This window comes from Streptomyces sp. 147326 (assembly GCF_045000215.1).
Taxonomy (GTDB): domain Bacteria; phylum Actinomycetota; class Actinomycetes; order Streptomycetales; family Streptomycetaceae; genus Streptomyces.
In genome coordinates this window covers 7,549,560-7,564,671 of record NZ_CP134201.1, presented here as the reverse complement: position 1 = coordinate 7,564,671, position 15,112 = coordinate 7,549,560, and the positions used below count along the sequence as shown (strand labels likewise).

Sequence of the window (15,112 nt, the reverse complement as noted above, 5' to 3'; positions counted from 1 at the left end):
CGTGGCGGGCCGCCCCTGAGCTCGCCTCAGGCCGCCTCCGGGCCGGGAGGCTCAGGTCAGGCTCCACGACCAGGTGCCGTCGGCGATGACGAGGCAGACGAGGAGCACCACGTCGGCCAGGCCCAGGCCGATGGCCAGGCGGGCCCGGCCGGGCCTGGTCGTGTGCCGCAGCAGTGCGAGGGCGCCGAGGACGACGGCGGTCGGGCCGAGGATCAGGTTCATCACGAGCAGCCCCACCAGGCCGAGGACGAAGCCGGTGACGGCCATCGCGTCGGCGTCACGGGTACGGGCCGGGATCCGGGCCGCGGTACGGGAATCCACCCGTGGGCTCATCGGACACCTCCGCGGTCGTGGTCGAGCCGCCCGGTCCGGCGGTGGCCGGAGAGGCGCTCGCGTACGGCGAAGAGGGCGAGCCAGAGGGCGATGGCGAGACCGGCGACCACGCTGACGGGCGCGGGTACATGGGCCACGACGCCGAGGACGACGCCGAGCACCAGCAACGCGCCTACGAGGAAGAGCATGAGACGTCCTCCGTTCAGGTAACAGTTGTTCACTGACTACCCAGTCCAGTTTGCATCATGCTGGCGGCGGACAACTGTGACGCGGTTGACTTCGCGTCATGAGTGCAGAGACCGGCCTTCGTGAGACCCAGCGCCGCCGCACCCGACGCGCCCTCCTCGATGCGGCCCTGTCGGAGTTGGCGGAGCGCAGCCTCGGCAGCCTCGGCCTCCGGGAAGTGACCCGGGGCGCCGGAGTCGCCCCCACCGCCTTCTACCGGCACTTCCGGGGCATGGACGAGCTGGGGACCGTACTGGTCGAGGAGGCACTGGCCAGCCTGCACGAGACGGTGCGGGAGATCCTCGCCGCGACCGGCGACGCCGACCGACGCGGCGACGCCGCGGTGCGGCTCATCGCCGAACTGGTGCGCGACCGACCCGCGCACGTCCGTTTCCTGGTCCGCGAACGCCACGGCGGGGTACCGGCGGTGCGCGAGGCCATCGCCGCGCAACTCGACGTCTTCGCCGACGAGGTAGGCGTCGCGCTCGGGTCCGATCGCGTGAGCGCGGGCTGGGAGACCGCCGACGTGACGATGCTGTCGCGGCTGCTGGTGGATCACATGTTCATGACGGCCTCGGCGTTCCTGACCGCATCCCTCCGGGGCGAGGACTGGTCGGCCGCCACCGGAACGGCCCTCGCCCAGCTGCGCCTGATCCATCTCGGGCGCGTGCACTGGGCACGGTGACCGGGCGAGGTGATCGGGGCGGGGCTACGCGGCGTTTCGCATCGTGTCCGCGTCGGGGGCCACGACGAGGAAGGCGTCCCTGTCCAGGTCCATCACGACGGTCGCCCGCTGGCCCCGCTCCCGGCACCGGGCCGCGTACTCCTCGGCGGGCCAACTCCCGTACGGATCACCGGCGGGAAAGGAATCCAGAACCTTCGTACCGCGCACCGCCACCACCTCCTGAGCGACGAACCGTCCCCTCGCCGTGTGCCCCGGGTTCCGGGCCCCAAGCCCCCTGGGGCCGAGCGCCGCGACGGCGGCGACCGTCCGGTCCCAGAACGGGCCGGTCTCCAGGGTCGTCGCCACGCACGCGTTGACCGGGCGGTCGGCGGCCCCGGAGTCGAGGGCCGGCTCCTCACGCACCTCGTTGACGACCAGGGCCAGGAGTACAGCCTGGTCGCGGTCACCGGCGCGGTCGAACCGGCAGAAGTCCGACCAGGACCAGGACATGCTGCTGCACATCGCGGTCGGCTGCGGCGGGAACACCGCCACCTACACCCCCGCCCAGTAGGCCGGCGCCCCGGGCCGCTGCCGTAATCCCTGGCAGCTGCCGGGACACATCCGATGCAACACCCTTGCAATGACGCGTCGTTCGAGTCAGCTGCGGCTGTGCGGCGAGCCGTGCCAGCGCCAGTTGGTCCGGCGGGGGCGATCGGGCGTCTCGATGCGTCCGGTGGCCCACAGCAAGGTCGACCACGGGGTGTCGATGACGGGCACGTCGGGGAACAAGCGCGCGAGGGCCCGCTCGCTCAGGTCCTGCGGGGGTTCCCAACTACGGTCCAGGCCCTGCGTGATGTCGTGGGTGTGGACCAATGTCTCGACGACGCCCATGGCTGCGAAGCCCTCCGGGTCGGAGGCTCCGAAGACGTGTGGGGCCAAGGTGGTTGCGGCCGCGGTGTCCACGACGGTTGCGAGCAGTCCGCCGCAAGCCTCCACGACGGTCAGGAGTCCCTCTGGCCCTGCCTCAGGGTCTCCGAAGATGACGTTGGCCGGGCCATCGGGTCGATCGCGGGAAACGCGCAGCGGGACGCGCGACACGCCCATGGGCTCCGCGAGCCCGAACCGCAGCGCGTAGGTGAGCAGGTCATCCGCGAGGTGCTCAAGGGTCTCCCAGCGCGTCCACTCCAGGCCTCCGGCCCTGTCGTGCCATTGGGCAGCGGGAATGCCTTCGAGGGCGTCGAGGCAATGGGCGACGGCCCGCCGTACGTGTTTCCCCGACACCGACGTGTGCGGTTCTCTGGACTGTGACATGCGAGGAGCCTACAAAGGCGGGCCGACGCGGGCTGCGGTGAACTCCACCTCGGTGCCATGCGGGGCCGTGCCGTGCCGGGGCGTGGCGTCGTGTGGCGTGGCGCGGCGTGTCACCAGCGCAGCAGCATTACCGCGCCGCTGGCTCCACTTGCGAGGCCGAACAGTGCGACGGTGTCGCCGGGGGCCAGGCGGCGGTCGTGGACCGCTTGGGCGAGCTGGAGGGGCAGGGTAGCGGCAGCGGCGTTACCCGTGTGGGGGAAGGTCGGGATGATCTGCGCGGGGTCGATGTCCATGCGGGCGCGGAAGGCGTCCACGAAGGGCTGGGACGGCTGGTGGACGCAGACGAGGTCGAGTTCGCGGACATCGACGTCCTGTTCCTTGAGCCACTGGGCTGCCTGGGCGTCCAAGCCGGCAAAGGACGCCAGGAGTGCGTCGGAGTCGACGTGGAGGCCCTGGGGGCGGTCGGGGGCGTGATGGGGGTCGTAGAGGGTGGCCGCGGGCCAGCTCGCGGAGTTGGCCAGGAACACCGAGCCGGTGATGCCCGGGACAGGTGAGGCCTCCACCAGGAGGGCTGCACCCACATCGGCGCCGGTCAGGGAGGTGAGTCCGGTGCGCAGCTGGGTGCGGGTCAGCTTCCAGCGGGAGAGGCGGGTGAGGGTTTCCCCGCAGGTGATCAGGACACGTCGGTGCTGGCCGGCGCGGATCAGGGCGTCGGCGACCTGGAGGGCGTTGATCACTCCGTTGCAGGCGTTGCCGATGTCGAAGGCGGGACAGGACAGGCCTGTCTTCGCCGCGACGACGTGGGCGTTGGCGGGTTCGCGGACATCGGCGCTGACGGCCGCGAAGAGGAGCAGGTCGATGTCGGCGGGGCGCAGGCGCGCGGTGTTCAGGAGCCTGGTGGCGGCGCGGGCGGCGAGGTCGGACGGCAGGTCCGCGGAGTCGGCGAGAGTGCGCTCGCGCAGGCCGAAGGCGCGCTGCAGCAGGCCGGGAGGGAGTGTGAGTCCGGGGTTGTGGTGGCGGAGGCGCTGTTCGATTTCGGTGGCGCTCTGGCGTCCGGCGGGCATGTGGACTGCGGCGTGGGTGATGCGGCTGTAGGTGTTCACGCCCTCTCCTTCGGACGGGCGGAGGGCCCGCGCGGGTTCTCGCCGGGACGGGGCGCCGGTGGCGAGGCGGCCGCGGGGGTGCGGGGCAGGCCGGTGACGGCGTGCTTGAGACGGTCGGTCAACGCCAGCGGCAGCAGGGTGTGGAGCGGGACCAGGAGACGGGCGTCGCGCCCGACGACGTAACGCGGGCGTGGCCGGCGGGCCGTCAGGCATGCCTCGACGGTGCGCGCCACCGGCTCGGGTCCCGGCACGCGGCGGTCCACGGACGCGAACAGGCGCGTGGTGGTCTCGTATCCGGGGCCGTCGGGGTTGCGTACGGTGTCCAGGTCGGTCAGGGCACGGCCGAGCATGGGGGTGGCGAACGCGCCGGGTTCCACCAGGCAGACGCGGACACCGAGGTGGGCTGCCTCCACGCGCAGGCAGTGGGTGAGGGCCGACAGAGCGTGCTTGCCCGCGCTGTACCAGGCGCCCATCGGCCACGGGACGCGGCCCAGGCCCGAGGAGATGTTGACGATCCGGCCGCCACCGCGGGCAGCCATGCCCGGCAGAACCATCCGGCACAGGCGGGCCGGACCCAGCAGGTTCACCTCCAGCAGATACCGGGCCTGCTCGTCCTCGACGTCGGCCAGCGCACCCGCCTGCGGGATACCCGCGTTGTTCACCAGCGCCCACGGCCCGCCACCGGTCATCTCCGCGGCCTCGCCCAGCGCCGTGCGGCAGGACTGCGCGCAGGCGACGTCCAACTGCACCGTGCGCAGAGCCAGGCCACGCTCGGCGGCGTCCGCCTCCAGTTCCTTGGCCTTGCCCTGGTCGCGTGCTCCGGCGATCACATCCCAGCCCGCGCCCGCGAGACGAAAGACGATCACCCGGCCGATCCCGCCCGTCGCCCCCGTCACCAGCACACTACGCCCACCCGACGGCACGGCCACGCCCCACACCCTTCCCAGCCCGACCCACGCGCCGCAGCCGTCCGGCCACGTCTCTTACAGGACCAACGACACCTCCCCATCGAGGATGCGGCCCCCGAGCGCCGGGGCACACGGCGGGCGCGAGGGTGCTCCTGGACGCCGGCTCGCCTCGACCGGTGAAGGCCGGCCGGGGCGACGGTCCGCTCGACGCCGTAGGGCCACCAGGTGCCGCCGGCAAGGGTGCGGCCGGGTCCGGTCTCCGGGGCTTCGACGGCTTCGGCCATGAGGGCTTCGGGGTGGGGTGTTGCAGCCGCGGACCGGGTTGTCTCAGGTGTTCCAAGGCTCCCGGCGGGTGCGCAAAGGTGATCTCAGAGGCCTTGACGGCGCGGTTGTGAGCGTTAACACTCTTGTCTCGCCAGGCCAGAGCAGTGCGGCAGGGCAGTGCACCCCAGCGGCCGGCACCAGCCCACGCCGCCGACGGGGAACCGCCCGGGCCACGCCGGGCCGGGCCCCTCGTCACGCCGGGTCAAGGCGTATCACTGGAGGAAACGTGCGGAGAATCTCGACAGGCTTCGTTGTGGCGGCCCTCGGCCTGACCTTGGCGGCCTGCGGCCAGAGTGCGAACGGCGTCGGGGACGATGCGGCCGCGGGCGACACCAAGGGGGGCCTGGTCGGGATCGCCATGCCCACCAAGTCCTCCGAGCGGTGGATCAACGACGGCGCCAACATGGTCAAGCAGTTCCAGGCCAAGGGCTACAAGACGGATCTCCAGTTCGGCGACAATGTCGTCGAGAACCAGGTCGCCCAGGTCGAGAACATGATCACCAAGGGTGCGAAGCTCCTGGTGATCGCTCCGATCGACGGCTCCTCGCTCAGTGACGTGCTCCAGAGGGCCGCCGACGCGAAGATCCGGGTCATCTCCTACGACCGCCTGATCCGCGGCACCGGGGACGTCGACTACTACGCCACCTTCGACAACTACAAGGTCGGCGTCCTGCAGGCCACGTACATCGTCGACCGGCTCGGTCTCCAGGACGGCAAGGGCCCCTTCAACATCGAGCTCTTCGCCGGATCACCGGACGACAACAACGCCACCTTCTTCTACCAGGGCGCCATGAGCGTCCTGCAGCCCCACATCGATGCCAAGAGGCTCGTGGTCAGGAGCGGCCAGACCGAGTTCACCCAGGCAGCCACCCTGCGCTGGGACGGCGGCGTGGCCCAGTCCCGGATGGACAACCTGCTCAGCAAGGCCTACTCGTCCGCCACCGTCGACGCGGTGCTCTCGCCCTACGACGGCATCTCGATCGGCGTCGTGTCGTCCCTCAAGGGAGTCGGCTACGGCGGGGCGGGCAAGCCGCTGCCCATCGTCACCGGCCAGGACGCCGAGCTCGCCTCCGTGAAGTCCATCATCGCCGGCGAACAGACCCAGACCGTGTACAAGGACACCCGCGAACTCGCCAAGGTGGCCGTGCAGATGGGTGACGCCCTGCTCAGCGGCCAGAAGCCCGAGGTCAACGACACCAAGCAGTACGACAACGGAGTGAAGGTCGTGCCCTCCTACCTGCTGCAGCCCGTCAGCGTCGACAAGGAGAACTACCGGAAGCTGCTCGTCGACTCCGGGCAGTACACCGCCGACCAGCTGAAGTAGCCGCCACCGGGCCCACCCACCGGGGCCGAAGAGCCGGTGATGCGGCGCCGCCCCGACCGGCCCGCCGCATCACCCCAGTCGAACGGACTCACCACCATGGCCGGACCCGTCCTCGAGATGCGTTCGATCAGCAAGTCCTTCCCCGGCGTCAAGGCGCTGTCGGACGTCAGTCTGACCGTCGCCGCCGGCGAGGTCCACGCCATCTGCGGCGAGAACGGGGCAGGCAAGTCCACCCTGATGAAGGTGCTCAGCGGTGTGTACCCGCACGGTTCCTACGAGGGCGAGATCCGGTTCCAGGGCGAACCGTGCGCCTTCGGCGACATCCGGGCCAGCGAGCGCCGGGGCATTGTGATCATCCATCAGGAACTGGCGCTGATCCCCTACTTGTCCATCGCCGAGAACATCTTCCTCGGCAACGAGCACGCCTCGCGCGGCTTCATCAGCTGGCACCGGACGCTCACCCGGGCCCGGTCCCTGCTGGAACGGGTAGGCCTGCCGGACAACCCGCAGACCCGCGTCGCGGACATCGGCGTGGGCAAGCAGCAGCTGGTCGAGATCGCCAAGGCCCTCGCGAAGGAGGTCAAGCTGCTGATCCTGGACGAGCCGACGGCCGCGCTCAACGACGAGGACAGCCGCAAACTGCTCGACCTCATCCTCGAGCTCAAGGCCCAGGGCATCGCCTGCATCATCATCTCGCACAAGCTCAACGAGATCGCCCGCGTCGCCGACGCCGTCACCATCCTGCGCGACGGCCGGACCATCGAGACCGTGCAGGTCGCCGCCGAGGGCATCTCCGAGGACCGCATCATCCGCGGGATGGTCGGCCGAGACCTGGAGCACCGCTACCCCGAGCGCACCCCGGACATCGGGGAGGTCGCGCTGACGGTCGAGGACTGGACCGTCCTGCACCCGATCGACGTGCACCGCAAGGTGGTCGACGGAGCCTCGATCACGGTCCGCCGCGGCGAGATCGTCGGCATGGCGGGCCTGATGGGCGCAGGTCGGACCGAGCTCGCGATGAGCGTCTTCGGCCGCTCCTACGGCCGCCGCACCAGCGGCCGGGTCCTGCTCGACGGCAAGGAGATCCGTACGCGCACGGTCCCCGAGGCGATCGCCCACGGCCTCGCCTACGTCACCGAGGACCGCAAGCACCTCGGGCTCAACCTCGCGGAGGACATCCGCCGCAACATCTCGCTGAGCGCGCTCGACAAGGTCTCCCGCCGGGGCTGGGTGAACCAGCACGAGGAGACCCGCGTCGCGGAGAGGTACCGCAGGACCATGAACATCAAGGCGCCCTCGGTGTTCGCGGAGACCGGCAAGCTCAGCGGCGGGAACCAGCAGAAGGTCGTCCTCAGCAAGTGGATCTTCTCCGAGCCCGAGGTGCTCATCCTCGACGAGCCCACCCGGGGCATCGACATCGGTGCGAAGGCCGAGATCTACGCGGTGATCGCCGAGCTCGCGGCCCAGGGCAAGGCCGTCCTGGTGATCTCCTCCGAACTGCCCGAGCTGCTCGGCCTGTGCGACCGCATCTACACCATGGCCGAGGGGCGCATCACCGGCGAGACCACTCGAGCGGACGCGACCCAGGAATCCCTCATGCGCCTCATGACCGTGGGCGCCGCAACCCAGAACGAGCAGGTGTGAGGCATGACCCAGATCCAGAGCCCCGCAATCGATGCCGGGGGGACCAGCCCCGGCGGGGACAAGGGCACCAGCACGCCTGAAGGTCCACGCGCCCTCCTCGTGGGCCTCCTTCGCGGCAACATCCGGCAGTACGGCATGCTGGTCGCCCTGGCGCTGATCATCGTGCTGTTCCAGATCTGGACCGACGGAACACTGCTCAAACCGCTCAACGTCACCAATCTGATCCAGCAGAACGGTTACATCCTGATCCTGGCCATCGGCATGATGATCGTCATCATCGCCGGCCACATCGATCTGTCGGTGGGGTCCCTGGCGGCCTTCGTCGGAGCCGCGGCCGCGGTGATGATGGTGCACCACGACATCCCCTGGCCCCTGGCCGCCGCAGCCGCGCTCCTCATCGGGGCCGCGGCCGGAGCATGGCAGGGCTTCTGGATCGCCTACGTGGGCATCCCGTCGTTCATCGTGACGCTTGCGGGGATGCTGCTCTTCCGGGGCGGGACGCAGATCCTGCTCCAGGGCCAGTCGGTGGCCCCCTTCCCCCAGGGTTTCCGTAAGATCAGCAGTGGCTTCCTGCCGGAGGCCGGCCCGCACACGAACTACCACAACCTCACCCTGCTGCTCGGCCTCGGCGTGCTCGCGCTGGCCGTCGTACAGGAGGTGCGAGGCCGCCGCCAGGCCGCCTCCTACGGGCTGCGGCTGCTGCCGATCGGCTTCTTCCTCGTCAAACTGGCGGCGATCACCACCGCGGTGACGGTCTTCACCCTGCTGCTCGCGAGCTACCACGGCTTCCCGATCGTCCTGCTCATCCTCGGTGTACTCCTGGTCGCCTTCGGCTACGTGATGCGCAATTCCATCCTGGGCCGTCACACGTACGCCATCGGCGGCAACGAGCCCGCCGCCAGGCTGTCCGGCGTCAAGAGCAAGCGGATCGTCTTCCTCGCCTTCGTCAACATGGGCGTCCTGGCGGCGCTGGCCGGGCTGGTCTTCGCGGCCCGCCTCAACGCGGGTACGCCACAGGCGGGCATCAACTTCGAGCTGGAGGCCATCGCGGCGGCCTTCATCGGCGGCGCTTCGGCGTCCGGCGGTGTCGGCACCGTACTCGGCGCGATCATCGGCGGTCTCGTGCTGGGCGTGCTGAACAACGGGATGTCGCTCGTGGGCATCGGCACCGACTACCAGCAGGTCATCAAGGGCCTCGTGCTGTTGGCGGCAGTCGGTTTCGACGTGTGGAACAAGCGCAAGGCCGGCTCCTGAGGGTCGCCGCGCGACGACGGTTCGCCCCGGCCCTCGGCCGGGGCGAACCGTCTGCCTTCCTGTGTCAGGGCACGGGAGCTGCCCCCTCCTGGGGGGGGTGGAGGGTCCGTGCGGCGAAAGTACGGGATGAAGCACCAGTGGGAGCGCTCCCACCATGCTCCCGGGGGGAGTATGCGGTCAAGATGCACGACCCGGCGAAGAAAGCAGGGCAGCGCCGGCAACGAAGCCGTGCACGACTCTGTTCGCCGGCCGGGCCGCACGCTATGGTCCAGCCTTACCAGTGGGAGCGATTCCGACAGTTGACGCTGCGTCACGCATGCGTCTGAGCTGCAAGGAGTCGCTCATGCGACACCCTCCGCACCTGCCCGCGTTACTCGTGGGCGCGGCCCTCGCCATGGTGAGCGCCTCGCCCCTCCCCCATCTCCCGGCGGCCGCGGCCGCGCCCGTCTGCGTCGTCGAGTACGCCGTCACCCACACCTGGGACCAGGGCTTCCAGGGCGCGGTCACCCTCACCAACAAGGGGGCTCCGCTGTCCGGGTGGAGGCTCACTTTCGACTTTCCCGGCACCCAGAGCGTCAGCCAGGGATGGAACGCGAAGTGGTCCCAGAGCTCGCGTACCGCGACGGCGGTCAACGAGACGTGGAACGGCGGACTCGGCACCGGATCGAGCGTCACACTCGGCTTCCTGGCCTCTTGGAAGTCGGACAACGCGTCCCCCACGGCCTTCGCTCTCAACGGGAACACCTGCGCCACCGCGCCCGGCGGCCCGACCGAGCCGCCGACACCGACACCGACACCGACACCGACACCGACACCGGTGGAGGATCCACCCGCAGTGCATGTGAGCGATAACAAGCTGGTCGATGCCTCCGGTGAAACCCGCCGCCTGATGGGAGTCAACCGCTCCGGCGGCGAGTTCATGTGCGTCCAGGGCCACGGGATCTTCGACGGTCCCGTGGACGACCACGCCATCGCCGCCATCGCCGACTGGAACGTGAACACGGTCCGCATCCCCCTCAACGAGGAGTGCTGGCTCGGCCTGGACAACATCAGACCCGAGTACGCCGGACCCCGGTACCGAGACGCGGTGACCGCCCTGGTGCGGCGCATCGAGGACCACGGCATGACCCCGGTCGTCGAACTGCACTGGTCCTGGGGCCAGTACACCGGCAACTCCGCGGGCTGCGCGGACATCCACGCCACCTGCCAGAAGCCCATGCCGGACGCCCGCTACGCGCCGGCCTTCTGGACCTCGGTCGCGAACACCTTCAAGGGCGACCCCGCCGTCGTCCTCGACCTGTTCAACGAGCCCTATCCGGACCGCACCGGCTCCACCCCCTCCCAGGCCTGGGCCTGCTGGCGGGACGGCGGCAGCTGTCCCGGCATCGGCTACGAAGTGGCGGGCATGCAGGACCTCGTCGACGCGGTCCGGTCCACCGGCGCGCGGAACCTGATCCTGGCGGCCGGAGTCGCTTACGCCAACGACCTCAGCCAATGGCGGGCGCACCGGCCGCACGACCCGGCCGGCAATCTCGCCGCCGCCTGGCACGTCTACAACTTCAACGCCTGTGCCGACGAAGCCTGCTGGGACTCCACGCTCGGTCCGCTCGCGGCCGAACTGCCGATCGTGGCCGGCGAGATCGGCGAGAACACCTGCTCGCACGCCTTCATCGACCGGGTGATGCGGTGGTTCGACGGCCGCGGACTGTCCTATCTCGGCTGGACCTGGAACACGTGGGACTGCTCCTCCGGCCCCGCACTGATCAACTCCTACGAGGGCGCCCCCACGGCCTTCGGCATCGGGCTCCGCGACCACCTGCGCGCCCTCCCCGCACGCGATGGAAAGGACACACGATGACCTCCACGACTTCACTCCGTCCCCGTACCGCCTTACTGGCGGCCGCGGCCCTCGTCGCCGCGGCCACCGGTACCGCGACCGCCGTGTCCACCGGCGGCGCGGGAACGGCCGCCGCCGGCTGCAGGGTCGAGTACACCGTCCCGAACCAGTGGGGTTCCGGATTCACCGGCGCGGTCACCGTCACGAACACCGGCCCGGCCGTCCAGAGCTGGCAGCTGGAGTGGACCTTCTCCGGAAACCAGCAGGTCACCCAGGGCTGGAACGCCGGCCTGACGCAGAGCGGCGCCGGCGTCACCGCCCGGAACGTCGCCTACAACGGATCGCTCGGCACCGGCGCCTCCGCCTCGTTCGGATTCAACGCCTCGTTCAGCGGGGCCAACGCCCTCCCGGCCGCCTTCAAGCTGAACGGCGTCACCTGCGGCACCGGCCCCGGCCCCACGGACCCGCCCGGCCCGACCGACCCGCCCGGGCCCACCGACCCTCCCGGGACCCGCGTCGACAACCCGTACCAGGGTGCGTCGGTCTACGTGAACCCCGAGTGGTCCGCGAAGGCCGCCGCCGAGCCCGGCGGGAGCAGGATCTCCGGCCAACCGACCGGTGTGTGGCTGGACCGGATCGCCGCCATCGCCGGCACTTCGAGCAGCATGGGACTGCGCGCGCACCTCGACGAGGCCCTGCGGCAGAAGGGGGCGGGCGAGCTGGTCGTCCAGCTCGTCATCTACAACCTCCCCGGCCGCGACTGCGCGGCCCTCGCCTCCAACGGCGAGCTGAAGGCGGACGAGATCGACGCGTACAAGGCGCGGTACATCGACCCGATCGCAGCGATCCTGGGCGACCCCAAGTACGCCGTCCTGCGCATCGTCACCACGGTCGAGATCGACTCCCTGCCCAATCTCGTCACCAACACCGGCGGCCGGCCGACCGCCACCCCGCAGTGCGACACCATGAAGGCCAACGGCAACTACGTGAAGGGCGTCGGGTACGCCCTGAAGAAGCTCGGAGCCGTCCCCAGCGTCTACAACTACGTCGACGCGGGGCACCACGGGTGGATCGGCTGGGACGACAACTTCGGTGCCTCGGCCGACCTGTTCAAGCAGGCCGCCACGGCCGAGGGCAGCACCCTCGCCTCCGTGCACGGATTCATCACCAACACCGCCAACTACAGCGCCCTGAAGGAGGAGCACTTCTCGGTGGGCGACTCGGTCGCCGGCAAGTCCGTCCGCGAGTCGAAGTGGGTGGACTGGAACCGCTACGTGGACGAACTCTCCTTCGCGCAGGCCTTCCGCGCCAAGCTCGTCTCCATCGGGTTCGACCCGGGGATCGGCATGCTCATCGACACCTCCCGCAACGGCTGGGGCGGCGCCGCCAGGCCCAGCGGCCCCGGCTCCCCGGCCGGCGCGGACACGTACGTCGACGGAGGCCGCTTCGACCGCCGCATCCACATCGGCAACTGGTGCAACCAGTCCGGGGCCGGGCTCGGCGAGCGTCCGGCGGCGCATCCCGCTCCAGGGATCGACGCGTACGTGTGGATGAAGCCGCCCGGCGAGTCCGACGGCTCCAGCAGCCAGATCCCCAACGACGAGGGCAAGGGATTCGACCGGATGTGCGACCCGACGTACGGGGGCAACCCCCGGAACGGGTTCAACCCGTCGGGAGCCCTGCCGGGCGCACCCCTGTCGGGCAGGTGGTTCTCCGCCCAGTTCCAGGAACTGATGCGCAACGCCTACCCGCCGCTGCGCTAGCCGGCGCCGCAGGCCGGTGACGCGCGGCCGTCGGCCGCCCCCCGGGGGGCGTCGGCGGCCGCGCCCGCACGCCGTCCGCCACCGGCGCGCGCCCGCCGGGCGCGAGGTGTTCAATGAGATCAGGAGCGCCCTCGATCCTGCCGGAGTGAGACACGCGTGAGCGACAACGGCCCGGGAGAACCCGTCGCAGCAGCGGACTTCCCCACGGCGGTCCTGGTACTTGACGCCGCCGGCAAGGCCTTGACGGGCACACGTGCGGCGGCGACGCTCCTGGGCGCTCCCGAGACCATCGGTGGCCCCGGCGCCGGGAAGCTGGATGTGGGACTGCTCTTTGAAGATCCCGGCCTGTGGGCCCGCCTGGTCGCCGGAGCCGTCGGAGGTGCCAGGCGCAGCGCCCGGGCCCGACTGCTTCGGCCGGACGGCGGACGGCTGGAGGCCGACGTCGACGTCATCACCCTGCTGGAGGGCTCGTCGGCGCGGTTCCTGCTGCGCCTGCGCCCCGCCGACCCGGACCACCCCGTACCGGTCGCCGCCGCCGGTGACGTCCGTCGGGCGCCACCCGTACCGCCGGCGGACCAGCGCGCCGCCGAGCGGCTGGCGCTGCTCAACGCGGCCGCCGCGGAGATCGGCAGCTCCCTCGACATGGTGCGTGACGCCGAGCAGCTGGCCGGGGTGCTCGTCCCCGCGTTCGCCGACCTCGCGGCCGTCGACCTCACCGAACCCGTGCTGCTCGGCGAAGAGCCGGGAGAGCTGGTCACCGGGGCGCCGATGCGGCGCGTCGCCGTACGAGCCGCCGACGGGCGGTGGCCGCCCGAGAGCCACTCCGTGGGCGAGACCATCCGTCTCCGGAACATCGAGAGCATCCACCTGCGTGGGGGCTCGGCGGTCTTCCTTCCCGACCTGACCGAGCTCCGCGCGGTGCTCTCGGGCGAGGAGGAACGCGCACGGCTGATGCTTCCGCCTCAGGCCGCCTCCCTCATGCTGATCCCGTTGCAGGCGCGCGGGGCGGTCCTCGGCGCCCTGGTCCTGTGGCGCACCGCGGAGCGCCACCCGTTCGACCAGGAGGACGCGGTCCTCGCCGAGGAGATCGGCTCCAGGGCCTCGCTCAGCATGGACAACGCGCGCCGCTATACCCGTGAGCGCCGTACCGCGCAGGCCCTGCAGCGCAGCCTCCTGCCCAGGCCGGTCATGGACGTCACCGGTGCGGAGACCTCGGGGGTCCATGTCCCCACCGCCACGCCCCAGGCCATCGGGGGCAGCTGGTTCGACGTCATCCAACTCCCCTCGACACGGCTTGCGTTCGTCATGGGCGCGGTGGCCGGGCACGGCCTCGACGCCACGGCCGCGATGGGGCGTCTGCGGTCGGCCGTGCAGACCCTGGCCGATCTCGACCTCAGTCCGGACGAACTGCTGGCTCATCTCGACGACCTCGTGGTGCGCTTCATCGAGGACGACGACCGCCAGGATCCGGACGCGGACGCGCCGAGCGCGCTGACCGGCGCCACCTGTCTCTACGCCACCTACGACCCGGTGTCCCGCACCTGCGTGCTGGCGGGTGCCGGCCACCCGGCGCCCGTACTGGCCGCCCGGGGACGGACCGGGAGCGGCACGGTGTCGTACCGCCCGGGTCCGGTCCTGGGCACCGGCGGGCAGCCGTTCGAACCGACGGAGTTGTGCCTGGAGGCCGGCGATGTACTGGCCTTCTACGGCGGAGTGCTCGCCGAGGGCGGCGAACGCTCGGAGCGGCAGCTGGAGGCGGTCCGGGCGGGTGTGCGGGACGGCGCCGACAGCGGGCTGCCGGTCACCGAGATCGGGCAGCGGATCCTGGGCGCCCTGTTGCACGAGCCGCCGGACGACGACCGGGCACTGCTCGTGGTGCGGGTCAGGGAGGTGTCCGCCGATGCCACCGCCGTGTGGGAGCTGCCCGCCGACCCCTCCCTGGTCGGGCGGGCCCGGGAGTTCGTCTCGGACCGGCTGACCGCTTGGGGACTGGAGGAGCTGGTCTTCACCACGGAGCTGATCGTCAGCGAGCTGGTCACGAACTCCATCCGGTACGCGGGCGGTCCGGTCGGTCTGCGGCTGATCAAGGACCGTGTGCTGATCTGCGAGGTCTCCGACCCGAGCCAGACGCAGCCGCATCTGCGCCGGGCCCAGCTCACCGACGAGGGTGGCCGCGGCCTGTTCCTCGTCGCACAGCTCACCCACCGCTGGGGCAGCCGGTACACGGCGGCGGGCAAGACCATCTGGACGGAACAGCTCCTGGCGGACGGTTGAGGAGCCGCGCCCGCCGCCCGCCGCTCGGCCAGCGGGTTGGTGTAGGCGGCCGGATCCTGCGGGCCCGCCAGGGCGTGGGCGGGGAGCGGCAGTACGACGAAGGGCAGCAGGGCCGCCACGGCCGTGAGGACATGGGCATGCAGGAGGG

13 protein-coding genes are annotated in these 15,112 nt (G+C 70.9%); 7 read left to right on the top strand and 6 right to left on the bottom strand.

Annotated features, from left to right (window positions below; genetic code table 11):
* Positions 1-51 precede the first annotated feature (51 nt).
* Both RIU97_RS34685 and RIU97_RS34680 read right to left on the bottom strand, forming a co-directional pair.
* Positions 52-321: a DUF4190 domain-containing protein gene (locus RIU97_RS34685; protein WP_404961453.1), complete on the bottom strand. Its 270-nt coding sequence runs from the start codon at positions 319-321 to the stop codon at positions 52-54.
* Between the two features lie 8 nt (positions 322-329).
* Complete coding sequence (locus tag RIU97_RS34680) at positions 330-521, bottom strand: hypothetical protein (protein WP_404961452.1); 192 nt, start codon at positions 519-521, stop codon at positions 330-332.
* A gap of 98 nt (positions 522-619) precedes the next feature.
* Here RIU97_RS34680 and RIU97_RS34675 point away from each other — a divergent pair, with 98 nt between their 5' ends.
* A complete protein-coding gene (locus RIU97_RS34675) occupies positions 620-1,243 on the top strand; it encodes a TetR family transcriptional regulator (RefSeq protein ID WP_404961451.1) in 624 nt (207 codons plus the stop codon).
* Between the two features lie 24 nt (positions 1,244-1,267).
* Here RIU97_RS34675 and RIU97_RS34670 read toward each other — a convergent pair whose 3' ends face one another.
* The 4 genes from RIU97_RS34670 to RIU97_RS34655 form a co-directional block, all read right to left on the bottom strand.
* Positions 1,268-1,459 (bottom strand): hypothetical protein, encoded by a 192-nt coding sequence (locus RIU97_RS34670; protein ID WP_404963047.1) that lies wholly within the window; start codon positions 1,457-1,459, stop codon positions 1,268-1,270.
* 420 nt (positions 1,460-1,879) lie between these two features.
* Complete coding sequence (locus RIU97_RS34665) at positions 1,880-2,533, bottom strand: DinB family protein (protein WP_404961450.1); 654 nt, start codon at positions 2,531-2,533, stop codon at positions 1,880-1,882.
* A gap of 110 nt (positions 2,534-2,643) precedes the next feature.
* Positions 2,644-3,636, bottom strand: coding sequence for a 3-oxoacyl-ACP synthase III family protein (locus RIU97_RS34660; protein WP_404961449.1), 993 nt, complete (start codon positions 3,634-3,636; stop codon positions 2,644-2,646).
* Positions 3,633-4,565 (bottom strand): SDR family oxidoreductase, encoded by a 933-nt coding sequence (locus RIU97_RS34655; protein WP_404961448.1) that lies wholly within the window; start codon positions 4,563-4,565, stop codon positions 3,633-3,635. Before RIU97_RS34655 ends, RIU97_RS34660 begins: the two co-directional genes overlap by 4 nt.
* 529 nt (positions 4,566-5,094) lie before the next feature.
* On the opposite strand from RIU97_RS34655, the gene chvE reads away from it, so the two are divergent.
* The 6 genes from chvE to RIU97_RS34625 all read left to right on the top strand — a co-directional run bounded on the left by chvE (position 5,095) and on the right by RIU97_RS34625 (position 14,964).
* Positions 5,095-6,192, top strand: coding sequence for a multiple monosaccharide ABC transporter substrate-binding protein (gene chvE, locus RIU97_RS34650; RefSeq protein WP_404961447.1), 1,098 nt, complete (start codon positions 5,095-5,097; stop codon positions 6,190-6,192).
* Between the two features lie 96 nt (positions 6,193-6,288).
* A complete protein-coding gene (gene mmsA / locus RIU97_RS34645; protein ID WP_404963046.1) occupies positions 6,289-7,836 on the top strand; it encodes a multiple monosaccharide ABC transporter ATP-binding protein in 1,548 nt (515 codons plus the stop codon).
* A gap of 3 nt (positions 7,837-7,839) precedes the next feature.
* A complete protein-coding gene (gene mmsB, locus RIU97_RS34640) occupies positions 7,840-9,090 on the top strand; it encodes a multiple monosaccharide ABC transporter permease (protein ID WP_404961446.1) in 1,251 nt (416 codons plus the stop codon).
* A gap of 343 nt (positions 9,091-9,433) precedes the next feature.
* The gene (locus RIU97_RS34635; RefSeq protein WP_404961445.1) at positions 9,434-10,948 is read left to right on the top strand and encodes a cellulase family glycosylhydrolase; all 1,515 of its coding nucleotides are present in this window, start codon (positions 9,434-9,436) and stop codon (positions 10,946-10,948) included.
* Positions 10,945-12,690, top strand: a complete 1,746-nt coding sequence (locus RIU97_RS34630; protein ID WP_404961444.1) for a glycoside hydrolase family 6 protein — start codon at positions 10,945-10,947, stop codon at positions 12,688-12,690. The genes RIU97_RS34635 and RIU97_RS34630 overlap by 4 nt, the downstream gene beginning before the upstream one ends.
* Positions 12,691-12,846: 156 nt before the next feature.
* The gene (locus RIU97_RS34625; protein ID WP_404961443.1) at positions 12,847-14,964 is read left to right on the top strand and encodes a SpoIIE family protein phosphatase; all 2,118 of its coding nucleotides are present in this window, start codon (positions 12,847-12,849) and stop codon (positions 14,962-14,964) included.
* Positions 14,965-15,112: the final 148 nt, after the last annotated feature.